Origin of the sequence: Streptomyces sp. MBT65, from assembly GCF_016612545.1 — a bacterium.
Taxonomy (GTDB): domain Bacteria; phylum Actinomycetota; class Actinomycetes; order Streptomycetales; family Streptomycetaceae; genus Streptomyces.
Window position 1 is genome coordinate 1 of record NZ_JAENRY010000096.1, and the last position, 26,581, is coordinate 26,581.

Genomic DNA, 26,581 nt, shown 5'->3' on the forward strand with positions numbered 1-26,581 from the left:
GCAGCAACGCCTGCGGCTCGCCCGTGCCGCCGCGGGCGAGCCGCAGGCGTTGCTGCTGGGCGGGGAGGCAGGCGTGGGCAAGACGCGGCTGGTCGAGGAGTTCGCCACCGCCGCCTGTCGCCGGGGGGCCGTCGTCGCGCTCGGCGGGTGTGTCGAGATCGGTGCGGACGGGCTGCCCTTCGCGCCGTTCTCCACTGCTCTGCGTGCGCTGCGCCGTGCGCTGCCCGCCGAGCTGTCCGAGGCGGCCGCCGGTCAGGAGGAGGAACTCGCCCGGCTGCTCCCGGAGTTGGCGGAGACCCCCACCGGACGACGGGCCGGCCGGCATGACGAGGAGGGCATGGCCCGCCTCTTCGAACTCACCGCGCGGCTGCTGGAGCGGGTCTCCGCCGAGCACGCGGTCGTCGTCGCCCTGGAGGACCTGCACTGGGCCGACGCCTCCACCCGCCACCTCCTCGCCTACCTCTTCCGCACCCTGCGCACCGGCCGCCTCCTCGTCCTCGCCACCTACCGCGCCGACGACCTCCACCGCCGCCACCCCCTGCGCCCCCTGCTCGCCGAACTCGACCGCCTCCGCACGGTCCGCCGGATCGAACTCGGTCGCTTCAACCGGCAGGAGGTCGGCCGCCAGATCGCCGGCATCCACGCCGCCGAACCCGACCCCGCCCAGGTCGACGAGATCTTCGAACGCTCCGACGGCAACGCCTTCTTCGTCGAGGAACTCGCCGTCGCCGCCCACGACGGCTGCCGCAGCAACCTCACCGACTCCCTGCGCGACCTGCTCCTCGTCCGGGTCGAGTCACTCCCCGAGAGCGCCCAGCGGGTCTGCCGGATCGTCGCCGAGGGCGGCTCCACCGTCGAGTACCAGCTGCTCGCCGCCGTCGCCCGGCTCACCGAGGACGACCTCATCGAGGCGCTGCGGGCCGCCGTCGGCGCCAACATCCTCCAGGTCGCCCCCGGAGACGACGGCTACCGCTTCCGCCACTCCCTGGTCCGCGAGGCCGTCGGCGACGACCTGCTGCCCGGCGAGCGCTCCCGCATCAACCGCCGCTACGCCGAGGTCCTGGAGGCCGACCCCACGCTCGTCCCCGCCGACCAGCGCGTCATGCGCCTGGCGAGCTACTGGTACCACGCCCACGACGCCGCCAAGGCCCTCCCCGCCGTCCTGGACGCCTCCGTCGCGGCCCGCGGCCGGCACGCCCACTCCGAGCAACTACGGCTCCTGGAGCGGGCGATGGAGCTCTGGGACACCGCCCCCGACGCCGTACGCGCCGACCTGCGCCCCGTCGACTACACCGAGGTCTACCCACCCTGCGGCTGCGACCCCGAGACCACACCCCTGCGCTACCTCGACCTGATGGCGGAGGCCGCCGTCGCCGGACGGCTGAGCGGGGAGCGCGACCGCGCCCTGAAGATCACCAAGCGGGCACTGCACCTCCTGGAGGAAGAGGGGGACCCACTGAGGGCCGCCTGGTTCTGGGTGCAGCGCTCCGTCCTGATCCGGCACCAGGGCCGCGGCGACGGCTGGTCCGAACTGGCCGCCGCCCAGGAACTGGTCCGCGGACTGCCGCCCTCCGAGGTGCACGCGGAGGTGCTCGCCAAGGTCGCCGGCTGGTCCATGGTCCATGTCCCGGGACCCGACGCCTATGTGGCCGCCGAGCGCGCCGTCGAGTACGCGCGGATGGTGGGCGCCCGCGAGATCGAGATGGACGCCCGCCTGACCCTGGCCGGCCTCATGGTCGCCTCCGGCGACGTCGAGGCGGGCCTCGCCGAGCTGGTCGAGGTCAACGAACGGACGGTCGCCGAAGGCATCTCCGCCGTCGCCGGCCGCAGCTATGTGAACCTCCCCTCCTCCCTCGAAACGATCGGCCGCTCCCGCGAGGCCGTGCCGATCCTGGAGACCGGGATCGCCTTCACCAAGAAGTTCGGCCAGTTCGACAAAGAGGCCTGGATCTGGGGCAACCTCGCCGAGTCCCTGTTCTCCCTGGGCCGTTGGGACGAGGCCGCCGAAGCGGCGACCCAGTCGAAGCGCGTGGACCAGAGCGCCAAACCCCGCGGCTTCCACGCCCGCATCCGCGCCGAACTCGCCCTCGCCCGAGGTGACCTGGCCGAGGCCCGGCGCCAACTGACCGCCGCCCGCGAACACTTCGGCACCCATGACGTCGCCCCGCAACACCATCTGCCCCTGGAGCGGATCGAACTCCAGCTCGCCACCGCCGAAGGCCGCCTCCTCGACTGCCGCGCCACTCTCGAACAGGTCCTGGACTCCGGCTTCCGCACCGGCACCCACTTCGAGGCCTGGCCCCTGCTGGTCACCGCGGCCGTCGCCGAGACCTGGGCCGTCGGTCTGCCCTTCGCCGCCCCCGGCCGCCCCAAGATCCTCGAACGCATCCGGGAGGCCGCCAAGCCGGTCGCCACCAACGCCCCCGTCTGGCAGGCCCACCAACGCTGGCTCCGCGCCGAACTGCTGCACGCCGAGGGCCGCTCGACCCCGGACGACTGGTCCGAGGCGGTCGCCGCCTTCGAATGCCTCGACCGCCCCTACGACCTCGCCCGCGTCCGGTACCGACTGGCCGAGGCGCTGCTCTCCGACCCCGACGGAGGCGAGGACGAGCGGGACCGCGCCACCGAACTGCTCCGGCTGGCCGCCGCCGTCGCCGAGCACCTCGGTGCCCGGCCGCTCGGCGATGCCGTCGCGCTGCTCGCCCAGCGGGCCCGGCTGACGCTCACGAAGGTCCCGGCGCGGCGAGCGGTCCCCGCCGATCCCGTCGAGGCGCTCGGCCTCACCAGCCGCGAGCGGGACGTCCTGCGGCTGGTCTCCGCCGGCCGCACCAACCGGCAGATCGCCGAGGAGCTCTTCATCTCCCCGAAGACCGCGAGCGTCCACGTCTCGAACATCCTGGGCAAGCTCGGCGTCTCCGGCCGGGGCGAGGCCGCGGCCGTGGCCCACCGGCTGGAGCTGTTCCCGCCCGACCCGCTCACCGTGCGCTCCGCGCGATGAGTCGTACGCTGTAGGGGACCGGCCAGGGGAGGCGCCGTGTTCAACATGTTCGAGGAGTTGTTCTCGCCGGGCCGCAAGCACACCCAGGACGAGGCCAACCGGCTTGAGCTGACCAGGGTCGATGTCGCCGACGGCGACCCCGGGCGCGGGCCGATAGACCTGGAGTCCGGGAAGGTCGTCGTACGGCTGCCGGAGGCGGAGGCGGAGGCGGAGGCGGAAGCCGATGCCGGTCCCGACGTCGACGCTCGGTCCGATGCCGATGCCGATGCCGGTGCCGGTGCCGCCGCCAGGGCCGGTGCCGACGCCGATTCTGCCCCCGACCCCGCCGCCGACCCGCCCGCTACGTCACCTGAAGCTCCAGAATCCGGTCGTCCCCCGACTTAGGCGAGCCCCGCCCGTCCGTGTTGCTGGTTATCAGCCACAGCTTGTCGCCGCCGGCCGACACCACGGTCCGCAACCGGCCGTACTCGCCGGTGAGGAAGGCCTGCGGGGCGGCGGACGCCTTCGTGCCGTCCAGTGGGATGCGCCACAGGCGCTGGCCCTTCAGCCCCGCCATCCACACGGAACCCTCGGCATAGGCGATGCCGCTGGGGGAGGCGTCGTCCGTGTGCCACTGGGCGATCGGGTTGTGGTACTCGGGATTGCTCCCCTTGCCCTCCGCGTCCGGCCAGCCGTAGTCGTCGCCCGGGGTGATCGCGTTCAGCTCGTCCCACGTGTCCTGTCCGAACTCCGAGGCGAACAGCCGCTGCTTGGAGTCCCAGGCGAGGCCCTGCACATTGCGGTGGCCGTAGGTGTACACCGGCGAGTTCGGGAACGGGTTGCCCGGCGCCGGGTCGCCCTCCGGGGTGAGCCGCAGGATCTTGCCGCCGAGGGACTTCTTGTCCTGCGCCAGGCCTCGCTGACCGCTCTCGCCCGTACCCGCGTACAGCATGCCGTCCGGGCCGAAGGCGATCCGGCCGCCGTTGTGGATGTAGCCCTTGGGGATGCCCTTGAAGACCGTGTCGGGAGCGCCCAGTTGCTCACCGGCGGGCTTCTTCTCGTCGTAGAGGACGCGGACGATGCGGTTGTCGGAGGCCGAGGTGAAGTAGGCGTAGATCATGTGGTCCGAGGCGTAGTCCGGGGACAGTGCGATGCCGAGGAGCCCGCCCTCGCCGGCCGCGGAGACCCCGGACACCGTGCCCAGTTCGGTCTTCGCGCCGGTCTTCTCCGCGATCCGGGTGATGGTGCCGTCGTCGCGAGAGGAGACCAGCAGATCCCCCTCGGGCAGCGGGGCGAGCCCCCAGGGGGTCTTCAGCCCCTCGGTGACCGTGCGCAGCACCTTCACCGTGCCCTTGGCGGGCGGGGTCTCCTCGGCGGCCTGCGCGGAGGGCGAGGCCGCCCCGGTCGCCGTACCGCTGCCGCCGGACGACGCACTCGTGCCGTCGCCCGGAGATCCTTCCCCGGCGGAAGAGCACCCGGCCGTCAGCAGGAGTGCGGTAACGGCCAGGGCGGCCGACACAGCTCGACGTTGCACGATCGGGTCCTTTCGACGGGCGGGCACGCACCAGTGGGTACGGCGCACCTTCACACCGGGCTCACGGCCGCACCCTCCGGCTGCTTCTACTTTTCATACACCGCTCACACCGCCCGGGTTCCCGATCACTGCGCACCGACGCACGATCGAGCCGTGGCTCGGGAGCCGGGCCTGTTGCCACCCCGCGATGCTCGGCCCGATGCCCGGCCGCCCCTCAATCCCAGGACCCCCGAGCCGCAGGCAACCCCGCCACCTCCGCCAGGTCCTCCCCGGTCAGACGCAACTCCGCCGCCCCCGCGTTCTCCCGCACCCACCGCTCCCGCTTCGTGCCCGGTACCGCCACCACATGCGCCCCCTGCGCCAGCACCCACGCCAGGGCGACCTGGGCCGGGGTCACCTCCGCACCGTGGCGGCGGGCCACGCGGCGCAGGCCGGCCACGATCGGTTGGTTCGCGGCGGTCATCTCGGCGGTGAAGCGGGGGTGGCGGGCGCGGACGTCGTCCGGTTCGAAGCCCTCGCCCGGGGTCAGGGTGCCGGTCAGGAAGCCGTTGCCGAGGGGCATCGCCGCGAGGAAGCCGACGCCGCGCGCCGCGCACCACGGGAGGAGCGCGTCCAGGGCCTCCGGTGACCAGACCGACAGCTCGGCCTGGACCGCCGTCACCGGGAACACCTGTTGTACGCGCTGGAGTTGGCGGATCGTTCCGTCATGGAGCCGGGCCCCGGGCCGGCGCGCGGCACGGGCGCCGACCGCGCACACGCCCAACGCCCTTACTTTTCCGGCCTGTACGAGATCCGCCATCGCACCCCACGTCTCCTCGACGGGGACCTCGGGGTCGGCGCGGTGCAGTTGGTAGAGGTCGATCACGTCCGTCTGGAGGCGGCGGAGCGACGCGTCGCACGCGCGCTTCACATAGCCGGGGCGGCCGTTGGCCACGATGTGCTGTTCGCCGACCAGCAGGCCGACCTTCGTCGACACGAACGCGTCCGCGCGCCGCTCCTTCAACACCCGCCCCAGCAACAGCTCGTTGGTGAACGGGCCGTACATGTCGGCGGTGTCCAGCAGCGTCACCCCCAGATCGAGCGCCCGGTGCACGGCCCTGACCGACTCGTCGCCCTGCCGTTGCGACCCGCTGTACGCCCAGTTCATCGGCATACAGCCGAGCCCGACGGCCCCCATCGCGAGCGACCCCGCGCCGATCGTCCTGCGCTCCACCTGCTCGTGACCCTCCTTCTTCCGGCCCCCAAACCTAACCTCTGCACACACGCGTGCCTGACATAGCCTCCTGACCATGACTGACGACGTATGGCTGCCCATCCCGCCGGAGGAGATCGCAGGGCTTCCCGAGGGGCCCAACTACCTTTTCTGGGACGGAGGTGAGGATTTCCCCGCGGACCCGGCCGACTGTGCCTTCTACGTCGTGCCCTACATGAAGAGCAGCGAGACCGGCGTACGGCCGCTGCCGGCGATGGGCTCCGTGGCGGTCGTGCAGACGCTGTCGGCCGGTATCGACCATGTGCAGCCGGGGCTCAAGTACCTGCGCCCCGGTGTGCAGTTGTGCAACGCGCGGGGCGTGCACGAGGCGAGCACCGGTGAGTTGGCGCTGACCCTGATCCTCGCCTCGCTGCGGGGCGTCCCCGACTTCGTGCGGGCGCAGGACAAGGGGGAGTGGCTCGGTGGGTTCCGGTCGGCCCTCGCCGACCGGTCCGTGCTCATCGTCGGGTACGGGTCCATCGGTTCCGCCATCGAGGACCGGCTCACTCCCTTCGAGCTCGCGCGGGTGGCGCGGGTGGCGCGCTCCGCGCGTACCACCGCGCGCGGGCCGGTGCATCCGCTCGCCGAACTGCCCGCCCTGCTCCCGGAAGCGGACGTCGTCGTCCTGTCCACTCCCCTGGACGAGACGACCCGGCACCTGGTCGACGCCGAGTTCCTGGCCCGGATGAAGGACGGCGCGCTGCTGGTCAACGTGGCCCGGGGCGCCGTAGTGGACACCGAGGCGCTGCTCGCGGAGCTCCAAAGCGGCCGTATCACTGCCGCGTTGGACGTCACCGACCCCGAACCCCTGCCCCAGGAACACCCGTTGTGGCAGGCGCCCGGCGTGCTGATCAGTCCGCATGTCGGCGGGCCCACCTCGGCGTTCATGCCGCGCGCGAAGCGCCTGATTGTCGACCAGTTGGGACGATTCGTGAACCGGGAGCCGCTGCGCAACGTGATCCTCACGACGGGACCGACAGGACCGACGGGGTAGTCGTAGCAGGGGCGCCATCCGCTTCCGGCACCCTCCGCAACCCTCCGGAAGCGGGGCGTGCACACATCTCCGCTGGTCGTCACGGAGCGTAGAGGAACTATGTCCCTGAGTGACGAGACTGGTGTATCGTCCCGGCAGGGGCTGCGCCGCGCACCGTTCGGCGCCGGGGATGGACATTTCAGACTGTGAGGGGGGCGACGGGCGATGCACGGCCTATGGACGAGCGATCCGACGCGGCGGGGCCGCCGACGGCGACCCTGGCGCGCCGCCGCGGGCAGACGCGGCCATCACGGCAGTCACAGCGGACACGGCAACCACAGCGGTCATGGTGGGCAGCACAGTCACCACAGTCATCATCACCGCAGGCCCAACAGCCGCCGCAGGCACGCCCATCCAGCGTCCCGGGGCCCGCGGGACCCGGGAGCGACGCGGACCGGGAGGGCCCGGTGAGTTCGCCACCGTCTCCGACGACCACCCTCAACGGGGCGCTCCGGGACCGGACTTCGCCGGGAGCGCGGCAGCCACGACCGCCGGGATCCGGCGGCGGATGGAGCCTGGTCCAGCAACTCGTCCTGGCCCTGGTCTGCGCGGGATACGCCGTCGGTTCCGCGCTCGACTGGGGGTCCGCCCAAGTCGCCCTGATCATGGGCGACTTCGGGCTCAGTGCGGCAGCCGGTACCGCCGCCGTCTCGTGCTTCCTCTATGCGCGCAGCCGCCGCATCCGCTTTCGACCCGCCTGGCTCCTGTTCTCGCTCTCCTCGGCGATGGCCGCGCTGGGCAACGGCGTGTGGGGGTGGTACGAGGTCGTGCTCCAACGGCCCGTGCCCAGCCCCAGTTTCGCCGATCTGTTCTTCCTCTGCTTCGCGCCGCCCGCCATCGTCGGGCTCCTGGTCCTCGCCAAACGGCCCGTCACCAAGGCCGGTTGGGTCTGTCTGGCGCTCGACGCCTGGCTGATCGGGGGCTCGCTGCTCACACTGTCCTGGAGCCTCGCGCTGGCCCAGGCCGCCAAGTTCGACGGGCCGAGCGTGGCCCACACCGCGCTGTCACTGGCGTACCCGCTGCTCGACATCGCGCTGGTCAGCATGGTGCTCGCGCTGCACTTCCGCAGCTCCTCGGTCAACCGCACCGCGGTGAACACCGCGATCGGCGCGCTGGCCCTGACCGTCATGTGCGACGCCCTGTTCACCTCGCCGCTGCTCCACAACAACTACCACTCGGGCCAGTTGCTCGACGCGGGCTGGTTCGCCGGCTCCCTGCTCCTCGCGTACGCCCCGTGGGCCACGCCCCGGCACACCCAGCCCGAGGACGACGGGCACACGCGCGTGGTGCACGAACACCGCCCCGGACGGCGCACCGGCGTCCAGCCCCAGGCCGCCGCCCCCGGCGCCGATCATGGGCGGTATCCGGCCACCCGCCCCATCTCCGGTTCGCTGGCCGCCCTCACCCCGTATCTCGCCGCCGCCGTCTGCACGTTGGGGATTCTCTACAACGTCCTCAACGGCCGCAGCCCCGACCGCGTGGTGCTCATCACCGCGGGCTGCGTGGTGCTCGCCCTCGTGGTGCGCCAGGGCATCATGCTGATCGACAACATCACCCTCACCCAGGAACTGGCCCAGAAGGAGAACCACTTCCGCTCCCTGGTGCAGGGCTCCAGCGACGTCATCATGATCGCCGCCCCGAACGGCATCCTGCGCTACGTCTCCCCGGCCGCCGCCGGTGTCTACGGCAAGGCCGCCGAGGAGCTGGTGGGGACCGAACTGGCCTCGCTCATCCACCCGGAGGACCTGGGCTGTGTGGTGCACGAGGTGCGCCGCTTCCTCACCGCCAGCCCCTTCGAGGAGTCCACCACCCGTATCGAGTGCCGCTTCCGGTCCGGTGACGACGGCTGGCTGAACGTCGAGTCGACGGTCAACCGCCACCACGGCGGCCTGATCTTCAACAGCCGGGACGTGACCGAAAGAGTGCGCCTCCAGGCGCAGTTGCAGCACAACGCCGAGCACGACCCGCTCACCGACCTGCCCAACCGCGCCCTGTTCACCAAGCGCGTCCAGCAGGCACTTTCCGGCCGCCGCTCCACCGACCGCGGCACCGCCGTCCTCTTCATCGACCTCGACGGCTTCAAGGCCGTCAACGACACCATCGGCCACCAGGCGGGCGACGAACTCCTCATCCAGGCCGCCCGCAGGCTCGACGGCGCGGTCCGGCACGGCGACACCGCGTCCCGGCTCGGCGGCGACGAGTTCGCGGCCCTGATCGTCGGCGACGGCACCCGGGACCGCGCCGCCCGCGAGCGGCACATCATGGAGCTCGCCGACCGCCTGAGAATCACCCTGTCCCAGCCGTACCTGATCGACGGCAACGATGTCCGCGTCGCCGCCTCCATCGGTGTCTCCTTCGCCGAACCGAGCCTGGGCGCGGGGGAGTTGCTGCGCAACGCCGACCTCGCGATGTACCGCGCCAAGGGGGCCGGCAAGGGCCGGGTCGAGCTGTACGCACCACAGATGCAGCAGGACGTCGTACGGAAGGCGGAGCTCGCCACCCGGCTGCGGGCCGCGCTGCACGACGGCGAGTTCGCGCTGCTGCACCAGCCCGTGGTGTCGCTGGTGGACGGCCGGATCGCGTCGGTGTCCACGCAGGCGCGCTGGCGGTCCTCGCAGGGCGTGCTGTTCACGCCGGCCGAGTTCCTGCGGGTGGCCGAGGACAGCGACAAGACCGCCGAGCTGGGGCGCTGGATGCTGGAGGAGGCCGTAGAACAGGCCGCGGAGCGCACCGCGACCGGGCTCGCCGTGCCCGTGGCGGTGCGGATAAGCGCTCGGCGGCTGCTGGACCGCTCGATGCCGCTCGGCTCGATCGAGGCCCTGCTGACCCGGCACGGGCTGCCGTCCGGTTCGCTGGTGATCGAGCTGTCCGACACCGACCCGAGGGTCTCCCTGGACGAGCTGGAGCGCCGGCTGGCCGCCCTGCGGCGGCTCGGTGTCCGGATCGCCCTCGACGGCTTCGGCAGCGGCTACGCGGCCATCACGACGCTACGGCGGCTGCCCGTCGACGTACTGAAACTGGACCGCAGTCTGGTCGAGGGCGTCGTCGAGTCCGCGCGGCTGCACAAGATCACCAGCGGGCTGCTGCGGATCGCCTGCGATCTCGGCCTCCAGTCCGTGGCCGACGGGGTCGACCTGCCGGAACAGGTGGTCGCCCTGCGCGCGATGGGCTGCACGCACGGGCAGGGCATGGCCTTCTCCGCGCCGCTGGACGAGTACCGGCTTCGCAGGGCCCTGTCCCGCGGTCACTACCCGGTGCCGCACGGCCCGGCGGAGCCCGCGTTCGCGGGCGGCGCGCTGGGGGTGTACACCAGTGGTGTGCCCGCGGTTTTCGGTGGCGGAACGGCCCTCCGCTCACATAATGAGACTCCCGTCCCACCCACTTGACAGTCGGTGCGTGCCGGGGGGAGGGTCATTGCCATGCGCACCCGAATTCTCGTACTTGGAAAGCGCGTCGGCTGACGCTGGTGACCTCCGGACGGACCCGGAACTCCCAGCGACCGCACCCGGCGCGCTCCCCTCGCTTGCCTCACGGCACGAGGGGTTTTTTGTTGCACAGGAACCAGTCGTGCAGCAGCAGAACCCCGCACAAACCTCGCAAAAACCCTCAGCATCGAGAAGAGAATGACGATGACCGAGCAGGCCACCGGGGCCCATCCGCAGCCGCGGCCCCGATCCGGAGGACAGCCGTCCGCCCCCGAGCACGTCACGGGCGCGCAGTCCCTCATCCGCTCTCTCGAGGAAGTCGGGGCCGACACGGTATTCGGCATCCCCGGCGGTGCGATCCTTCCGGCGTACGACCCGCTGATGGACTCGACGCGGGTGCGTCACGTCCTGGTCCGGCACGAGCAGGGCGCGGGCCACGCGGCCACCGGCTACGCACAGGCCACCGGCAAGGTCGGCGTCTGCATGGCCACCTCGGGGCCCGGCGCCACCAACCTGGTGACGCCGATCGCCGACGCGCACATGGACTCGGTGCCGCTCGTGGCGATCACCGGGCAGGTCGCGTCGAAGGCGATCGGTACGGACGCCTTCCAGGAGGCGGACATCGTCGGCATCACGATGCCGGTCACCAAGCACAACTTCCTGGTCACCAAGGCCGAGGACATCCCGCGCGTCATCGCGCAGGCCTTCCACATCGCCTCCACCGGCCGTCCGGGCCCGGTGCTGGTCGACATCGCGAAGGACGCCCTCCAGGCGAAGACCACCTTCTCCTGGCCGCCGGTCATGGACCTGCCCGGCTACCGCCCGGTGACCAAGCCGCACGCCAAGCAGATCCGCGAGGCCGCCAAGCTGATCACCGCCGCGAAGCGGCCCGTCCTCTACGTCGGCGGCGGTGTCATCAAGGCCCACGCCACCGCCGAGCTGAGGGTCCTCGCCGAACTCACCGGAGCGCCCGTCACCACCACCCTGATGGCGCTCGGCGCATTCCCCGACAGTCACGAGCTGCACGTGGGAATGCCGGGCATGCACGGTGCGGTCACCGCCGTCACCGCGCTGCAGAAGGCCGACCTGATCGTCGCCCTCGGAGCCCGCTTCGACGACCGCGTCACCGGCAAGCTGGACAGCTTCGCGCCGTACGCCAAGATCGTCCACGCCGACATCGACCCCGCGGAGATCGGCAAGAACCGCGCGGCCGACGTGCCGATCGTCGGTGACGCCCGCGAGGTCATCGCCGACCTCGTGCAGGCCGTCCAGAAGGAGCACAGCGAGGGCCACACCGGCGACTACACCGCCTGGTGGAAGGACCTCAACCGCTGGCGCGAGACGTACCCGCTCGGCTACGAGCAGCCCGACAACGGCTCGCTCTCCCCGCAGCAGGTCATCGAGCGCGTCGGTCAACTCGCCCCGGAGGGAACGATCTTCGCGGCGGGCGTCGGCCAGCACCAGATGTGGGCCGCGCACTACATCCAGTACGAGAAGCCGGCGACCTGGCTCAACTCCGGCGGCGCCGGGACGATGGGCTACGCGGTCCCGGCCGCGATGGGCGCCAAGGCCGGCGCCCCGGACCGTACGGTCTGGGCGATCGACGGCGACGGCTGCTTCCAGATGACCAACCAGGAACTCACCACCTGCGCCCTGAACAACATCCCGATCAAGGTCGCCATCATCAACAACGGCGCCCTCGGCATGGTCCGCCAGTGGCAGACGCTGTTCTACAACCAGCGCTACTCCAACACCGTGCTGCACAGCGGCCCGGACGCGGACGGCAAGCAGCCGAGCGCCGGCACGCGCATCCCCGACTTCGTCAAGTTGTCGGAGGCGATGGGCTGTTACGCGATCCGCTGCGAGTCCCCCGACGACCTCGACAAGGTCATCGAGGAGGCGAACTCGATCAACGACCGCCCCGTCGTGATCGACTTCATCGTCCACGAGGACGCCATGGTGTGGCCGATGGTCGCCGCCGGCACCTCGAACGACGAGGTCATGTTCGCCCGGGACGTCCGCCCCGACTTCGGCGACAACGAAGACGACTGAGCGAGAGAGACGAAAGAGAAATGTCCAAGCACACGCTCTCCGTCCTGGTGGAGAACAAGCCCGGTGTCCTCGCCCGGATCACCGCCCTGTTCTCCCGGCGCGGCTTCAACATCGACTCCCTCGCCGTCGGCGTCACCGAGCACCCCGACATCTCCCGCATCACGATCGTGGTGAACGTGATCGAGGCACTCCCGCTCGAACAGGTCACCAAGCAGCTCAACAAGCTCGTCAACGTGCTGAAGATCGTCGAACTGGAGCCGGGTTCCGCGGTTCAGCGCGAACTCGTTCTGGTGAAGGTGCGCGCCGACAACGAGACGCGCTCCCAGATCGTCGAGATCGTCCAGCTGTTCCGCGCCAAGACCGTCGACGTCTCCCCGGAGGCCGTCACCGTCGAGGCCACCGGCTCCAGCGACAAGCTGACCGCCATGCTCAAGATGCTGGAGCCGTACGGCATCAAGGAGCTGGTCCAGTCCGGCACGATCGCGATCGGCCGCGGCGCCCGCTCCATCACCGACCGCTCGCTGCGCGCGCTCGACCGCTCCGCGTAGACCCGGATGCGGGCGGCTGTGGCCGCCCGCATTCCGAGACCCCCGAACTTCGATTCCGCCCGCCGTCATACGGTGGGACGCAACACCTGCACACCAAGGAGAGAACCCAAAGTGGCCGAGCTGTTCTACGACGCCGACGCCGACCTGTCCATCATCCAGGGCCGCAAGGTCGCGGTCATCGGCTACGGCAGCCAGGGCCACGCCCACGCGCTGTCGCTCCGTGACTCGGGTGTCGACGTCCGAGTCGGTCTGCACGAGGGCTCCAAGTCCAAGGCGAAGGCCGAGGAGCAGGGCCTGCGCGTGGTGACCCCGTCCGAGGCCGCCGCCGAGGCCGACGTCATCATGATCCTGGTGCCGGACCCGATCCAGGCCCAGGTCTACGAGGAGTCCATCAAGGACAACCTCAAGGACGGCGACGCGCTGTTCTTCGGCCACGGCCTGAACATCCGCTTCGACTTCATCAAGCCGCCGGCCGGCGTCGACGTCTGCATGGTCGCCCCCAAGGGCCCGGGCCACCTCGTCCGCCGCCAGTACGAGGAGGGCCGCGGCGTTCCGTGTATCGCGGCCGTCGAGCAGGACGCGACCGGCAACGGCTTCGCGCTCGCGCTGTCGTACGCGAAGGGCATCGGCGGCACCCGCGCCGGCGTCATCAAGACCACCTTCACCGAGGAGACCGAGACCGACCTGTTCGGTGAGCAGGCTGTCCTCTGCGGTGGTACGGCCGCGCTGGTCAAGGCCGGTTTCGAGACGCTGACCGAGGCCGGTTACCAGCCCGAGATCGCGTACTTCGAGTGCCTGCACGAGCTGAAGCTCATCGTCGACCTCATGTACGAGGGCGGCCTGGAGAAGATGCGCTGGTCGATCTCCGAGACCGCCGAGTGGGGCGACTACGTCACCGGCCCGCGGATCATCACGGACGAGACCAAGGCCACCATGAAGCAGGTCCTCGCCGAGATCCAGGACGGCACCTTCGCGCGTGAGTGGATGGCCGAGTACCACGGCGGCCTGAAGAAGTACAACGAGTACAAGCAGAAGGACGCCGAGTCCCTGCTGGAGACCACCGGCAAGCAGCTCCGCAAGCTGATGAGCTGGGTCGACGAAGAGGCGTAAGTCCTGAAGCCGAGGGGCCGGAGCAATGGCTCCGGCCCCTTTGTCCAACCCGTCCGGTCACGGACGGGTGATCCTTCCGCGGAGGCGTAAGGCGACTGTCGGAGCGCCACTACACTGCCGTACTACATACGCGTCAGGCCCACAGCGTCGTGCGTCTCCACGCGGCCCGTACCTCCACCGCCTGCGGCCGTCGGGACGGCCGTCCGCACGCAATGGACTTGTGAGGACTCACGTGAGCTCGAAACCTGTCGTACTCATCGCTGAAGAGCTGTCGCCCGCGACGGTGGACGCCCTCGGCCCGGACTTCGAGATCCGCCACTGCAACGGCGCCGACCGGGGCGAGCTGCTCCCCGCGATCGCCGACGTGGACGCGATCCTGATCCGTTCGGCCACCAAGGTCGACGCCGAAGCGGTCGCCGCCGCACGGAAGTTGAAGGTCGTCGCACGAGCCGGCGTCGGCCTGGACAACGTCGACGTCTCCGCCGCCACCAAGGCCGGCGTGATGGTCGTCAACGCCCCCACCTCGAACATCGTCACCGCCGCCGAGCTGGCCTGCGGTCTGCTGCTGGCGACCGCACGCCACATCCCGCAGGCCAACGCCGCGCTGAAGAACGGCGAGTGGAAGCGCAGCAAGTACACGGGCGTCGAGCTGGCCGAGAAGACCCTCGGCGTCGTCGGCCTCGGCCGCATCGGCGCGCTCGTCGCGCAGCGCATGTCCGCGTTCGGGATGAAGGTCGTCGCCTACGACCCCTACATCCAGCCCGCGCGGGCCGCGCAGATGGGCGTCAAGATCCTGTCGCTCGACGAGCTGCTCGAGGTCTCCGACTTCATCACCGTGCACCTGCCCAAGACCCCGGAGACGGTCGGTCTGATCGGCGACGAGGCGCTGCGCAAGGTCAAGCCGACCGTCCGCATCGTCAACGCCGCGCGCGGCGGGATCGTCGACGAGGCGGCGCTGTACTCCGCGCTCAAGGAGGGCCGGGTCGCCGGCGCCGGCCTCGACGTGTACGCGAAGGAGCCCTGCACGGACTCCCCGCTCTTCGAGTTCGACCAGGTCGTCTCCACCCCGCACCTCGGCGCCTCCACGGACGAGGCGCAGGAGAAGGCCGGTGTCTCGGTCGCCAAGTCGGTGCGCCTCGCGCTCGCCGGTGAACTCGTCCCCGACGCGGTCAACGTCCAGGGCGGCGTCATCGCCGAGGACGTCAAGCCCGGCCTCCCGCTCGCCGAGAAGCTCGGCCGCATCTTCACCGCGCTCGCGGGCGAGGTAGCGGTCCGGCTCGACGTCGAGGTCTGCGGCGAGATCACCCAGCACGACGTCAAGGTGCTCGAACTCTCCGCGCTCAAGGGGGTGTTCGAGGATGTCGTCGCCGAGACGGTGTCGTACGTCAACGCTCCGCTGTTCGCGCAGGAGCGGGGCGTCGAGGTCCGCCTGACGACCAGCTCCGAGTCGGCCGACCACCGCAACGTCGTCACCGTGCGCGGCACGCTCGGCAGCGGCGAGGAGGTCTCGGTCTCCGGCACGCTCGCCGGTCCCAAGAACCTGCAGAAGATCGTCGCGGTCGGGGAGTACGACGTCGACCTCGCGCTCGCCGACCACATGGTGGTGCTGCGGTACGAGGACCGTCCGGGCGTCGTGGGCACGGTCGGCCGTGTCTTCGGTGAGGCCGGGATCAACATCGCCGGGATGCAGGTCTCGCGGTCGGTCGCGGGCGGCGAGGCGCTGGCCGTGCTGACGGTCGACGACACGGTTGCCGCGGGCGTGCTGGCGGAGGTGGCCGAGGAGATCGGCGCGACCTCCGCCCGCTCGGTGAACCTGGCCTGAGGCTGGGGCCACATCACATGTGAACGCCGGGCGGGTAGAGGAGAGGATCCTCGACCCGCCCGGCGTTTCTGTGTGGTCGGGGCTCACACCGAGGCCTTCGCCGGGGTCTCCTGGGCCGGTACCCGCAGCCCCCGCAGGGTCCGCGTCGCCGCGAAGGCCGCGCCCAGCAGCAGTACCGCCCCGGCGATCGCCGCGCCGTGCATGCCGTCGGTGAAGGCCTGCCGTGCGGTCGCGGCCAGGGCATCTCCCGTGTGCCCCGGTAGCTGCCGGGCGACGGCCAGCGCGCCGCCGAGGGTCTCGTGGGCCGGGGCGGGGGCCGAGGTCGGGATGCCGTGGCGGTACACGGCCGTACCGATGGAGCCGAGGACCGCCATGCCCAGCGCGCCGCCGAACTCCGCGCCCGTCTCCATCAGCGAGGACGCGACGCCCGCCTTCTCCACCGGTGCGCTGCCCATCGCGAGGTCCATGATCTGGGACATCACCATGACGATCCCGGAGGCGAGGACACCGGCGGAGGCGAGGACCAGCCAGAGGGAGTCGGCGCCGGTGAGGGCGAGCATGCCGTAGCCGCAGGCGGCGATCGCGAAACCGGAGGCGACGACGTAGGCGCGGTCAACTCCCTTCTGGACGAGGGTCGTTGCCAGCGGGGCCGCCGCGCCGATCGGTACCGAGGGGAGCAGGGCCCACAGGGCCGCCTCCATCGCGCTCTTGCCGAGCACCGACTGAAGGTACTGCGTGGTGAAGAAGGCCGAGCCCATCATGCCGAACGCGGAGACGAGGTTGAGGACGACGGAGGGGGCGAAGCCGCGGCCCCGGAAGAGGGTGGGGTCGATCATCGGGGAGGCGGCGGTGCGCTGGCGGTGGACGAAGAGCGCCGCGAAGAGCAGGCCGACGGTGACCGAGACGACGTACTGCGCGTGCCAGCCCTCGGAGGGGATCTCCTTGAGGCCGTAGATCACGGGCAGGACGGCGGCCAGGGACAGCGGGACGCTGGGCCGGTCGAAGCGGCCGGGGGCGGGGTTCTTGGACTCGGGGAGCAGGAACGGGCCGATCAGCAGCAGCAACGCCATCGCGGGCAGGTTGATCAGGAAGACCGAGCCCCACCAGAAGTACTGGACCAGGACACCGCTCAGCACCGAGCCGAGCGCGACCCCGGCGGTCATCACACCGGACCACAGACCGATCGCCTTCGCGCGCTGGCCGGGGTCGGTGAACATCGTGCGCAGCAGCGCCATCGTCGAGGGCATCAGGGTCGCGCCGCCGATGCCGAGGACCGCGCGGGCGGCGATCAGGGTCTCGGCGCTGTCCGCGTAGGCGGCGACGAGGGAGGCGGTGCCGAACGCCGCCGCGCCGATCAGGAGGAGCCGGCGGCGGCCGATGCGGTCGCCTATGGAGCCCATCGTCATCAGCAGGCCGGCCAGGACGAAGGCGTAGATGTCGAAGATCCACAGTTGCTGGGTGCCGCTGGGTTCCAGGTCCGCGGTGATCGCCGGGATGGCGAAGTAGAGGACGGAGACGTCCATGGAGACCAGCAGCAGCGGCAGCATCAGGACGCCGAGGGCGGTCCATTCACGGCGCCCGGCACGGGAGTTGGGGGTGCCGCTCGCGGGGTCGGTCGGGTTCGTCGAGCTCGGTGAGTTCGTCATGACAGTGAATGTACGCACGTCTTAAACGCTTGTCTAGAACGCTCGTATAAATCGTCTGTCTGGGACGGTTGTATGGACCGGCTGTACGGTGAGGGCATGGGACACCGTGAGGATCTGCTCGAAGGCGCGAAGCGCTGCCTGCTGGAGAAGGGGTTCGCGCGCACGACGGCGCGCGACATCGTCAAGGAGTCGGGGACCAACCTCGCGTCCATCGGCTATCACTACGGCTCGAAGGACGCGCTGCTCGCGCAGGCGTACCTCGCGCTGGTGGAGCAGGCGTCCGATGCCTTCGACGGGGGCGGTGGCGTGGGGCTCGGGGGTGAGCCCGGGTCGCTGGAACGGTTCCGGGCGGTGTTCTCGAACATCGTCGCCACCATGAGCCGACCCGGGTCGATGTGGGGACTCGGCATGGAGATCATGACCATGGGCGACAAACTCCCCGACGTACGCGACCAGTTGGCCCGGGCCCAGCGCGAAGGCGGGCGGGGCATGGTCGCGTTGATGACGAGCGTCCCCGAGACGGACGTCCCCGACGAGACCGCGGACTCCCTCGGCGCCTTCTACATGACGCTGATCACGGGCCTCATCGCGCAGTGGAACTTCGACCCGACGAGCGCGCCGGATGCGGAGCAGCTCACGGAGGGGTTGCGGCAAGTGCTGGAGGGGGTGGGGGAGTTGCGGTGATCCGCCGTTCGTTCGCCGGTCCTTCGGCGCCGGTGTCGCCGTCCGGCGGACGCTCGGTCCGGCGTCGTCACCGACAGCCAGGCTGCGGAACGGCAGGCCACGCTGGTGAGGACTCCGGCGTCGTTGACCTTCGTCGTGCTGGACGAGAGCGGACCGCGCCGGCCGGTCGGTGAACCCGCTCTCATGAACGCCCAGTTGGCGCGCCCACTGGAGTTCGCCGAGCTGCCGAACACCGTCGTCCCACTCCGAGGCCCCGCGATGTCAGTCCCCCCTGCCACAGTGGTGCCGTGGACGACGACACCTTCTGGACCCTGATCGAGGACTGCCGGCAGCGGACGCCCGACCCGGACGAGCGGGTGGCGTGGCTGTGCGGGCGGCTGGCGCGTGGGTCCGAGCCGGAGATCGTGGGGTTCCAGATATGTCTGGAGCGTGCGCTGACTCCCACGAACACCTGGGATCTGTGGGCCGCGGCGGACCGGATCATGGGGTGGAACTCCGACGACAGCTTCTTCTACTTCCGGCTCTGGCTGGTCGGGTTGGGGCGGGACGCGTTCGAGCGGGTGACCCGTGATCCGGACGCGCTGGCCGAACTCCCGGACGTACGGCGGCTCGTGGGTCGGGACCCGGGGGACTGGGACGAGGAGGAGTGGCTTGTCTGGGAGGAGTTGGACTATGTCGCCGGGCAGGCGTTCTCGCGGGTGACGGGTAGGACGGAGGAAGACTTCTACGCGGTCGTCGAGGCGCGTGGCGGTGAGGATCCCGAGTCGGCGGATCCGGTCGGTGAGCAGTGGGACGGGAGAGACGACGAGCAGGCGAAGCGGCGCCTTCCTCGGCTCAGCGGGCTGTTCCCCGGACCTCGATGACGGGGATATCGGTGGCTGGGATGGGGGCCGTCCCGTAGCTGTCCGCCGCGTGGACGGTGCTGGCTACTCGCGAAGGTCACTCGATCGGGCTGGCGACAAATCGATTCCCCGGGTGAACGGACCGGCGTTCCATCGATCGCATCGGCCGGCGCGGCGAGGGTGGGGCCGGTATCCGACTGATCGTCGATCAAGGAGTTCCCTTTGCGAGTTCGTCGTGTCGTGACCAGTGCCCTCGGTGCCGCAGCGCTCGTGCTCACCTCTCTCGGCACGGTGGCCGTGGCCGGCCCCGCGTCCGCCGGACCCTGCGGCTTCTACAAGACCAGCACCGACGCCTACTACCGCCACTGCACCACCGACGACTCCCGCGTCGTCATCAAGGTCAGGGTCGCCCGGGCCCGCGACCACGAGCTGTGCGTCAGGCACGGCACGACCTGGCTCGGTTCCGCCCGGAAGATCCAGGGCGCGTACTACGTCGGGCGGACCTGCTGACCGACGCTCCCGGGCCGTCACCCACACGAGCGGCTTCGGCGCCGTTCACCCGTATGGCCGCTGCGGGTGGTTCCTCGCCTCCTTCATGATCGCGGGGCGATCGCGGTGCAAGCGGGCACCGGTCGGAGCGAGGAGCAGGCAGTTGAACGTACGGAAGAAGATCACCGTGGTGGCCATGGCGGGCGCGCTGGCGCTGGGGACGGCCTCGGCGCAGTCGCCGGCGAGCGCCACCCCGGTGAAGGCCGTGCAGGCCGCGAGGGCCGAGTGCGGTGTGCGTTCCGACGCGCGGCTGCACTGCGGCAACAAGGCCGGCGCGAAGGGCTACGCGGACCGCTCCTACCGCTCGGCCACCCGCGGCCAACTGAACGGCACCTTCAGCTGGTTCCAGTGCTGGGGCCACGGCGACCCGCACCCGGGCGGCAACGACATCTGGTACTGGACCCAGCTCGACAACGGCGCCTGGGGCAACGTCCCCGCGGTCGACGTCTCCACCGGCCAGGACCCGGCGCCCGGTCTGGCGCAGTGCTGAAGTCCCCGACAGGTCGGCCGACTTGAGTGCTCAGCGGGCCGGTCGCGGGACACCGATGACGTGATGGATCGCTGACGCGGTGTCGACGGCGATGTGTGTGGGGCGGAACGCCGGCTCGGTCCACGGGCGGCCGGCCGACACCCACACACTGCGCGCGTCGATGCCCGTCGCGCCCCCGATGTCGGCGTGTGCGGAGTCGCCGACGACCCAGGACGAGCGGAGGGACTCGCCGACCGAGGCCGCCGCCGCTTGGAAGACCTCCGGCGCGGGCTTCCTGTGGCCGACCGACTCGGAGATCACCCAGCCGTGGACGATCGTGTCCAGCCCGGCCGTCCGGATCTTCAACTCCTGTTGTGCGGTACGGCCGTTGGTGACGATCACGCACCTCCAGCCCGCCGCGACAGCCACCGTGAGGGCGTCCCGCGTGGGCTCGGCCAGCGTGACGCGATCGCCGGCGCCCCGGTCGAGGAACCTCCGCACGACAGCGTCGGTGACGGCCCGGCCGTAGCGCTCGGTCATGGTCCTCGCGAGGTCCGGCCTCGGTGTGTAGCCGGAGGCGTCGGCCGTCATCAGCCAGGCGAGGTCGCCCGCCGGCAGGCCGTGCGCGGCCAGGAACTCCCGCACCGCCTCCCGGAACGCGGCGTCGCGGTCGACCAGGGTGTTGTCCAGATCCAGCATCAGCAGCGGCATACCGGACAGTGGATCATCCACCCGGTGGTGCCCGCGGTTTCGGGGTCTAGGGCAGCACCGAGTTCCAGTACCGGTACCACTCGTGCATCGGTGGGCGTGCCGTCGGCTGGTCCGAGAGGGCGCGGCGCAGGAGGTGGAGGCCGGTCGGGTTCAGGGTGCCCTGGAGGTCCATGGGGTCGCGGCTGACGCTGCCCATGTCCCGGCCGACCAGGGTGCGCAGGACGTAGAGGCCGTACTTGTAGCGGTCGGAGGCCTTGCTCTGGACCGTGCCGCCCTCCGGCTGTGCCCAGTCGGCGCCGTGGAGTTGGGGGAGCGGGGAGACACTGCCGGTCACGCGGACGGCGTCGCAGTCGACGACGACCAGGCCGCAACCGCCCCCGGGATCGGCCCAGTAGAGGACGTTGCGCTGGTTGAGGTCGCCGTACACCACGCCGATGCCGTGCAACAGGCCCAGTACGACGGCCAGTTCGCGGCAGAGCGCGCCGCGCTGGCCGAGCCGGGCCGGGGTGATGCCGGAGCCCAGGTTGTCCTCCGGCGTGGCCATCAGGTGCTGGACGTCGCGCGGGCGGCGCACGATCTCGCCGTTGAACCGCCGGAAGGGATGGAAGAAGCGGTCGGGGATGCGGCGCATCAGGATGCCGCAGGCTCTGGAGTCGTCCCGGACCAGACGCACGGGCCACATGGTCCGGTCGTCGAGGATCTGCCGCTGATTCGGTGTGAGGCGTTCGCGCAGGGCCACGATGGCCAGCATGGGTTCGGCGAAGCCGTCCGGCAGGGACCGGTGGTACTCCTTGTAGACCAACGGGCCGGGGCAGTCCGGGAGTTCGAGATCCGGGACGGCGTACACCATGGCCTGGCCGCCCCGGTCGAGCTGCTCCATGGTGCCGATCTTGTCCCTGGTCAGGACCAGATGGTCGCGGCTGGACACCATCATGACCAGATCCCCACGACGGTACGGTCGTCGGTGAACGTGGAGCGCTGGTAGTCCACCTGCGCGGCGAACGCGTGCGGCTCCGGCGGCCGTCGCCACACGGAGCGCAGCGCGGCGCCCACCTCACCGGTGCCGTCGCCCAGGGCGTCGCCGACCCCGTCCGTCATCAGCACCACCGCCTCGTCCGCCGCCAGCGTGAACGTCGTCCGGTGCCAGGACTCGCGGCCCAGCAGCGGCAGCGCGGCCGTGGTGCCGGTGACGACCTTCGTGCCGCCGTCCGCCTTGAGTTCGGTGAGCGGCAGCCAGCCCTTCGCGTCGCTGAGCGTCCACGCGGTGACATCGCCCACCCACAACAGCAGGGCCTCCCGGGTGTCCTCGGGCCCGGCGCCGACCGGTACCACCGCGTAGACCACGGCCGCCGAGGCCAACTGCGCCACCGCGCCCAGCGACAGCACGCCGGTCTCCCCGGTCTCCCGGGCGAGGGAGTGATGGACCGCGCGGACCACCGCCTTGGCGCTGTCGCGCAGCACGGACTCGCAGTCCAGCCGCCCGGGCGCGACACCCGCCCGCAGCTGGGTCGCGAGGGCGTGGCAGCCGGTCTCGGCCGCCGCCTCCGCCGCGAGATGCGACAACGCGCCCTGGGACACCCCGTCGGCGACCGCCGCGACGAGCCAGTCGTCGGTGCCGTAGAGGCAGTAGTCGTCCTGCCGCGGAGTGCCGACGTGCCGGTGGCCGTCGCCGCGTGTGCTGGCGGCCCGTACGGTCAGCGGACCGTGCCGGGCCCCGTCGAACACGGTGTCCGGCTTGCGCCAGCCGGGGCACGCGGGCACCGGGAAGTTCCCGTACTCGGCGTGCGGCTCGGCCGGGACGGCGAGCCGGGGCAGCACCTCCTCGTGCGAACCGGGATCGCCGATCCGGAAGCCGCAGGCGGCGAACTCCTCGGCGCCGACCCCGGCGCCACCGATCTCGCCGACTTCACCGCCGCCCTCTGCACCCTCTACGTCACCTGCACCCGCTACGTCTTCTACGCCGTCGATGCTCTCCGCGGTCATCCGGGTGCCTCCTCAGTCCTTCCAGGGGATCTCCTCGTCCATGGGGACGGGGATCACCGCCTCGGTCTGGAATCCGGGGTCGAGGACGAACCCGTCCGCGCCCTCCTCGGTGCCCTTGGCCGAGGCCAGGACGCTCTGGATCAGCACCTGGGTGGTCTCCTTGATGGCGTCGGCGGCGGTGTGCCCCTCCGCCACCGTGTAGGCGCGGAACCGGTCCCTGGGGTGCACCAGTTCGGCCAGTGTCGTCGGGTTGGTCTCGCCGACCCCGAACGGGACGACGTTCGGAAAGTTCGTGCCGGTCACCAGCGTGTCGAACTCCCGGTGCCACACGTCGTCGGCGTCGGTCGGCTCCCCGTCGGTGATGAAGAACACCGCCGGCCGGTGGAACGAGAAGTCGTCGGCCCGCAGTTGCTCGGTGTCCGTCTCGATCAGCTCTCGTACGAGGCGGAAGGCGGCGGCGAACGAGGTCGCGCCGTCGGCGGTCAGCAGCGGCGGCTTCTGCACATCGCGCAGATCGCTCAGCGGCACGCGCAGATCGGCCCGGGACGAGAACTCGACCACGCTGAAGCGGATCTTGTCGCGCAGGGTGGGGTTCTCCCGCAGCAGGTCGCACAGGGTCGGAACGATGTCGTTGGCGGCGTCGATCGGCTCGCCGGACATGGACAGGGAGGTGTCGACGACGACGTAGAACGGCAGCAGGATGGCCTTCGCGGGCATGGTGTCTCCCGGGGTTCAGGGGTGTTGGACTTGGGTGCCGAACTGTGCGGCGAGGGCGGTGAAGACCGTCGCGCGTACATACGGCGGCCTGCCGGGCACGACATAGGCCGGGATGACGACGTACCGGACCGGGGCCTGGTCGGAGGCGGACTGCCACAACTGGTACTTGTCCGGTGAGTAGGCGATGCCGGGCGTCACCTCGAAGTCCCAGCGGAAGGCGGTACCCGTGTCCGCGATCGCGGCGCGCAGGGCGTTCACCTTCGCGCACAGAGGTCCCGCGAGCGACGCGACCTGCTTCTCCGCGTCGGGACCGGCGCCCGCGGCGTAGGGCTTGAACAGACTGCGCACCTCGCTGTTCATGGCCGGCAGCGCGCCGAACAGCAGTCGGCACAGTCGCCGGACGAGGACCATGCGCCGCTCCTGCATCTCGATCTCATGCGTGCTCGGGCAGCACGACTCGACCGTCATGCAGGTGGGCACCACCGTGAGCTGCACCAGATCCTTGAAGTCGGCCGCCAGGGTGTGGTGCCGCTCCTCGGCCGCGCCGCTCAGTTCCTCCCGGAGCTGGTTGTGGCGGAGCAGCAGGTTGTTGAGCTGCGCGTCCTGCGCTTGCAGCGCACTGGCAAAGTCCTTGCGCAACTGGCCGATGTCCTCCTGCCGTTGCTGCGACAACCGGTGCAACTGGTTGGCGTAGTTGGTGAATCTGGTGCCCATGTCCCCGAGGTACTGGGCCATCGCACCCGCGACATCGTGCGGCTGCTCCCCGTCGGGCTGTGCCTGATAGGTCATCGCGCCGCCTCACGAACCGGTGTCGGGGTTGAAGGACAGGGCCGTCCGCAGGGTGTGGCCGGTGTGGACGTTGCGGGACGTCACCTGGATCTCCGTGCCGCCGAAGCACATGGAGATCTCGACCTTCCGGTCGTCGATCGGCAGCCGCATGGCACTGCCCAGGTCGATGGCGACCGTACCGAGCACCCGCACGTCCCGGCCGGTGGAGTAGCGGGGGTCCTTCTCGGTGGTGGCCAGCAGGTCGTACCGGATCTGGGCTTCGTCGTTGCGGTTCGGGACCAGCTCGTTGGTGACGGTCTGGTCGATGCCCACGGAGTCCCCGTTGCGCACGAACACCAGGAACCGGTCCTGGCATCGGAAGATCCCGCGATCGTCCACGAACCGCAGCCGCACGGGGTCCACGTTGTCCTCGAAGGCGAGGCTGCAACTGATGCCGTAGGTGTGTTCCATCGTGCGCGAGGAGACCACGTTCGGCCGGTACGTGTAGTGGACCGCCCCGGCCAGCACCGCCCGTGCCGGGTCCGGCGGGATGAGCAACTCCACGGCGGTGCCGTACCGCTTCTGCAGGAAGGCCGTCAACTGGCTGCGCAGATACGGCGATTGGGCGAAACCGCCGACCAGGACGATCCGGATGCCCGCCTTGCGGTCGCCCAGCAGCTTGCGCATGTCGACGATCCGCTCGGCGACCAGGTGGGTGAGCGGCCGGACCACTCCGTCGAACAGGCGGTCCGCGTCGGCGGAGTCCACGAGGACGTGGAAGTCCTGGCCGCCCTGCATCCGCGCCAGCCGGGGCAACGCCCCGCGGCTGTGCAGGAGTTGGTAGATCTTCCCCGGGATGGTGATCGACAGGGGCGTGTCCCGGCCGATGTCGTGCTGCCGCTTCGCGCCCTCGAACGCGTCCAGCATCTCCTGCAACGCGTCCGGCGCGTGCCGCTCGATGTGGTCGAGGAGTTCGGCCCCGAACCGCGGCTTCACCACCCCGGTCAGAAACCGCTCGTTGATGTACGACGACCCGAGGTCGCCGCCCGCCGTGTGCCCCAACTGGGCGAGTCTGCCGCCGGGTTCGGGGCGGTAGGCGGCGATGTCGACGGTGCCGCCGCCGCAGTCCACCACCATGATCGGCAGCTCGGCCGCGCCGGCCGGGGTCCGGGCGAAGGCGTGGATGGCGGCCGCCTCCGGCTCGGTGATCAGCAGCAGCCGGTCGGGTGTGGCCGGGAACCCGGCGCGTTCGGCGGCCTTGCGCATCGCGTTGCGCTGGTACTCCGTCCACATCGCGGGGACGGTGAGGCACCAGCGGATCTCGTCCTCCCGGTAGCCGCCGTCCGTGATGTGCTGGACGGCCACCTCGCGCAGTCGCCGCAGATAGGCCGCGATCAGCGGGAGGGCCTGCGCGGGAGTGCCGTTGAGGTGTCCGTTCTCCGGCGCGTCACCGGCGCGCAGCCACATCTTGAAACCCTGGACCAGCCGGAGGTCCCCGGCGCCCGAGCGCATCCCCGCGTTCGACAGCGCGCGCCGGGCGGAGTACCCCCAGTCGATCACCTTGTCCTGGCCGTCGAGGAGGACCGCGGTGAGGTTCTTGGGGTACACGACCGGCTGGTCCTGCCACTGGTCGAAGTAGTAGATCTTGCGGTCGGCCTGGTCGTTGACCGAGTCGACGGGACACCAGGCGAAGCCGGACCCGTGTGTTCCGAAGTCGACGGCGGCCACAACTCTGATCGTCAAAATTTCCCCCTGAGCCCGTCGACGCGCCGCCGCGTCCCCCGTCGGACGTGGTGTGGCGCATGCGCGTGCGCAAGGGAGATACCGGGACCGGCACCAGCCGGACCACGGCACGCTTCAGTACCCGCGTGACTACGAACTCCCCCGCTCACGCTGCCTGTTGGGCGTGTGATCAGCGTGGCACAAGATCCCCTTTTTCGGACAGGGTGACTAGTTCAAATACGCATTCGGCCGGTGGCACTGCGTAGTTGACGTCATCCCTTCGTGACCCGTCCGACCCGTGCGGGGCGCGGTTGTCACAGGCGGTGACTCTTCAGTGTCATGTGCAGCAGCAGCCGGTCCTCGCCGTCGTCCAGGTCCAGCCCCGTCAACTGCTCCACCCGGGACAGCCGGTAGTACAACGTCTGCCGGTGGATCCCCAACTCCGCTGCGGTACGCCCCGCTTGGCCCGCCCGGTCGAGGTACACCTCGGCGGTACGGGCGAGTTCGTGGTGCGCGGGGGAGAGCAGCGGCGCCACGACCGGATCGTGCACGGCCTCCGGCGGCAGAGCGGCCAACAGCCGGTACGGCCCGATCCCCGCCCACTCCACCACGGCCCCGAACCGAGGCTCCACCAGCCCCGCCCGACAAGCGGCGGTGGCCTCCTGCCAGGCGGCACCGAGGTCGGCGAGGCCTGTGCGGGGGGCGGCGATACCGGTCACCCCCCGCGATTCGGTACC

The 26,581-nt window shown here is 70.7% G+C and carries 22 protein-coding genes and 1 pseudogene; 13 read left to right on the forward strand and 10 right to left on the reverse strand.

Annotated elements, in window-relative coordinates:
• The first annotated feature begins 10 nt into the window (after positions 1-10).
• Positions 11-2,998 carry a helix-turn-helix transcriptional regulator gene (locus JHN63_RS22570; RefSeq protein ID WP_200683103.1) on the forward strand — a complete coding sequence of 996 codons (2,988 nt, stop codon included), beginning with the start codon at positions 11-13 and terminating at the stop codon, positions 2,996-2,998.
• A 45-nt stretch (positions 2,999-3,043) separates the two neighbouring features.
• Positions 3,044-3,382, forward strand: a complete 339-nt coding sequence (locus tag JHN63_RS22575; RefSeq protein ID WP_234477550.1) for a DUF6191 domain-containing protein — start codon at positions 3,044-3,046, stop codon at positions 3,380-3,382.
• Here the strand turns inward: JHN63_RS22575 and JHN63_RS22580 are convergent.
• Positions 3,339-4,496 (reverse strand): sorbosone dehydrogenase family protein, encoded by a 1,158-nt coding sequence (locus tag JHN63_RS22580; protein ID WP_200683111.1) that lies wholly within the window; start codon positions 4,494-4,496, stop codon positions 3,339-3,341. The genes JHN63_RS22575 and JHN63_RS22580 overlap by 44 nt on opposite strands.
• A 229-nt stretch (positions 4,497-4,725) precedes the next feature.
• A complete protein-coding gene (locus tag JHN63_RS22585; protein ID WP_200683049.1) occupies positions 4,726-5,724 on the reverse strand; it encodes an aldo/keto reductase in 999 nt (332 codons plus the stop codon).
• A 76-nt stretch (positions 5,725-5,800) separates the two neighbouring features.
• Here JHN63_RS22585 and JHN63_RS22590 point away from each other — a divergent pair, with 76 nt between their 5' ends.
• From JHN63_RS22590 to serA, 6 genes are all read left to right on the forward strand, one after another.
• Complete coding sequence (locus JHN63_RS22590) at positions 5,801-6,757, forward strand: 2-hydroxyacid dehydrogenase (RefSeq protein ID WP_200683050.1); 957 nt, start codon at positions 5,801-5,803, stop codon at positions 6,755-6,757.
• A gap of 446 nt (positions 6,758-7,203) precedes the next feature.
• Positions 7,204-10,182, forward strand: a complete 2,979-nt coding sequence (locus tag JHN63_RS22595; RefSeq protein WP_200683055.1) for a bifunctional diguanylate cyclase/phosphodiesterase — start codon at positions 7,204-7,206, stop codon at positions 10,180-10,182.
• A gap of 237 nt (positions 10,183-10,419) precedes the next feature.
• Positions 10,420-12,273: an acetolactate synthase large subunit gene (locus JHN63_RS22600; protein ID WP_200683057.1), complete on the forward strand. Its 1,854-nt coding sequence runs from the start codon at positions 10,420-10,422 to the stop codon at positions 12,271-12,273.
• Positions 12,274-12,293: 20 nt separating this feature from the next.
• Entirely contained in the window at positions 12,294-12,821 is a 528-nt protein-coding gene (gene ilvN / locus JHN63_RS22605; RefSeq protein WP_200683066.1) for an acetolactate synthase small subunit, read from the forward strand.
• A gap of 111 nt (positions 12,822-12,932) precedes the next feature.
• On the forward strand, positions 12,933-13,931 hold the full coding sequence (gene ilvC / locus JHN63_RS22610; RefSeq protein WP_019068660.1) for a ketol-acid reductoisomerase: 999 nt from the start codon (positions 12,933-12,935) through the stop codon (positions 13,929-13,931).
• Positions 13,932-14,163: 232 nt separating this feature from the next.
• Entirely contained in the window at positions 14,164-15,753 is a 1,590-nt protein-coding gene (serA, locus tag JHN63_RS22615) for a phosphoglycerate dehydrogenase (RefSeq protein WP_200683068.1), read from the forward strand.
• An 83-nt stretch (positions 15,754-15,836) separates the two neighbouring features.
• Here the strand turns inward: serA and JHN63_RS22620 are convergent, their stop codons facing one another.
• Positions 15,837-17,399, reverse strand: coding sequence for an MFS transporter (locus tag JHN63_RS22620; protein ID WP_200683070.1), 1,563 nt, complete (start codon positions 17,397-17,399; stop codon positions 15,837-15,839).
• Between the two features lie 96 nt (positions 17,400-17,495).
• On the opposite strand from JHN63_RS22620, the gene JHN63_RS22625 reads away from it, so the two are divergent.
• The 5 genes and pseudogenes from JHN63_RS22625 (at position 17,496) to JHN63_RS22640 (ending at position 19,964) form a co-directional block, all read left to right on the forward strand.
• Entirely contained in the window at positions 17,496-18,083 is a 588-nt protein-coding gene (locus JHN63_RS22625) for a TetR/AcrR family transcriptional regulator (protein ID WP_200683072.1), read from the forward strand.
• A 93-nt stretch (positions 18,084-18,176) separates the two neighbouring features.
• A pseudogene (locus JHN63_RS52900) lies at positions 18,177-18,398 on the forward strand (Scr1 family TA system antitoxin-like transcriptional regulator); the annotation flags it as partial.
• On the forward strand, positions 18,371-18,946 hold the full coding sequence (locus JHN63_RS22630) for a DUF4240 domain-containing protein (protein WP_200683073.1): 576 nt from the start codon (positions 18,371-18,373) through the stop codon (positions 18,944-18,946). The pseudogene JHN63_RS52900 and the gene JHN63_RS22630, both read left to right, overlap by 28 nt.
• 219 nt (positions 18,947-19,165) lie before the next feature.
• Entirely contained in the window at positions 19,166-19,435 is a 270-nt protein-coding gene (locus tag JHN63_RS22635) for a DUF6355 family natural product biosynthesis protein (RefSeq protein WP_200683075.1), read from the forward strand.
• Between the two features lie 142 nt (positions 19,436-19,577).
• Positions 19,578-19,964, forward strand: a complete 387-nt coding sequence (locus JHN63_RS22640) for a hypothetical protein (RefSeq protein ID WP_200683076.1) — start codon at positions 19,578-19,580, stop codon at positions 19,962-19,964.
• A 30-nt stretch (positions 19,965-19,994) separates the two neighbouring features.
• Here the strand turns inward: JHN63_RS22640 and JHN63_RS22645 are convergent, their stop codons facing one another.
• The 7 genes from JHN63_RS22645 to JHN63_RS22675 all read right to left on the reverse strand — a co-directional run.
• The gene (locus JHN63_RS22645; RefSeq protein WP_200683078.1) at positions 19,995-20,654 is read right to left on the reverse strand and encodes an HAD family hydrolase; all 660 of its coding nucleotides are present in this window, start codon (positions 20,652-20,654) and stop codon (positions 19,995-19,997) included.
• 46 nt (positions 20,655-20,700) lie between these two features.
• A complete protein-coding gene (locus JHN63_RS22650) occupies positions 20,701-21,588 on the reverse strand; it encodes a hypothetical protein (protein ID WP_200683080.1) in 888 nt (295 codons plus the stop codon).
• Positions 21,585-22,637, reverse strand: a complete 1,053-nt coding sequence (locus JHN63_RS22655) for a protein phosphatase 2C domain-containing protein (RefSeq protein WP_200683088.1) — start codon at positions 22,635-22,637, stop codon at positions 21,585-21,587. The genes JHN63_RS22650 and JHN63_RS22655 overlap by 4 nt, the downstream gene beginning before the upstream one ends.
• Before the next feature lie 12 nt (positions 22,638-22,649).
• Positions 22,650-23,354, reverse strand: coding sequence for a VWA domain-containing protein (locus tag JHN63_RS22660; protein WP_200683090.1), 705 nt, complete (start codon positions 23,352-23,354; stop codon positions 22,650-22,652).
• A 15-nt stretch (positions 23,355-23,369) separates the two neighbouring features.
• Complete coding sequence (locus JHN63_RS22665; RefSeq protein WP_200683091.1) at positions 23,370-24,143, reverse strand: hypothetical protein; 774 nt, start codon at positions 24,141-24,143, stop codon at positions 23,370-23,372.
• A 9-nt stretch (positions 24,144-24,152) separates the two neighbouring features.
• Positions 24,153-25,865, reverse strand: coding sequence for an Hsp70 family protein (locus JHN63_RS22670; protein WP_200683099.1), 1,713 nt, complete (start codon positions 25,863-25,865; stop codon positions 24,153-24,155).
• A gap of 293 nt (positions 25,866-26,158) precedes the next feature.
• Positions 26,159-26,581 (reverse strand): CdaR family transcriptional regulator (locus tag JHN63_RS22675; RefSeq protein WP_200683101.1); only part of this gene is annotated, 423 nt, incomplete at its 5' end.

Excerpts from the sequence above, each read along its gene's own strand:
- JHN63_RS22665 (WP_200683091.1), bottom strand. The coding sequence starts at position 24,143 with ATGACCTATCAGGCACAGCCCGACGGGGAGCAGCCGCACGATGTCGCG.
- JHN63_RS22655 (WP_200683088.1), bottom strand. The coding sequence starts at position 22,637 with ATGACCGCGGAGAGCATCGACGGCGTAGAAGACGTAGCGGGTGCAGGT.
- JHN63_RS22575 (WP_234477550.1), top strand. The coding sequence starts at position 3,044 with ATGTTCGAGGAGTTGTTCTCGCCGGGCCGCAAGCACACCCAGGACGAG.
- JHN63_RS22620 (WP_200683070.1), bottom strand. The coding sequence starts at position 17,399 with ATGACGAACTCACCGAGCTCGACGAACCCGACCGACCCCGCGAGCGGC.
- JHN63_RS22650 (WP_200683080.1), bottom strand. The coding sequence starts at position 21,588 with ATGATGGTGTCCAGCCGCGACCATCTGGTCCTGACCAGGGACAAGATC.
- JHN63_RS22600 (WP_200683057.1), top strand. The coding sequence starts at position 10,420 with ATGACGATGACCGAGCAGGCCACCGGGGCCCATCCGCAGCCGCGGCCC.
- JHN63_RS22645 (WP_200683078.1), bottom strand. The coding sequence starts at position 20,654 with ATGCCGCTGCTGATGCTGGATCTGGACAACACCCTGGTCGACCGCGAC.
- ilvN (WP_200683066.1), top strand. The coding sequence starts at position 12,294 with ATGTCCAAGCACACGCTCTCCGTCCTGGTGGAGAACAAGCCCGGTGTC.
- JHN63_RS22590 (WP_200683050.1), top strand. The coding sequence starts at position 5,801 with ATGACTGACGACGTATGGCTGCCCATCCCGCCGGAGGAGATCGCAGGG.
- JHN63_RS22660 (WP_200683090.1), bottom strand. The coding sequence starts at position 23,354 with ATGCCCGCGAAGGCCATCCTGCTGCCGTTCTACGTCGTCGTCGACACC.
- JHN63_RS22625 (WP_200683072.1), top strand. The coding sequence starts at position 17,496 with ATGGGACACCGTGAGGATCTGCTCGAAGGCGCGAAGCGCTGCCTGCTG.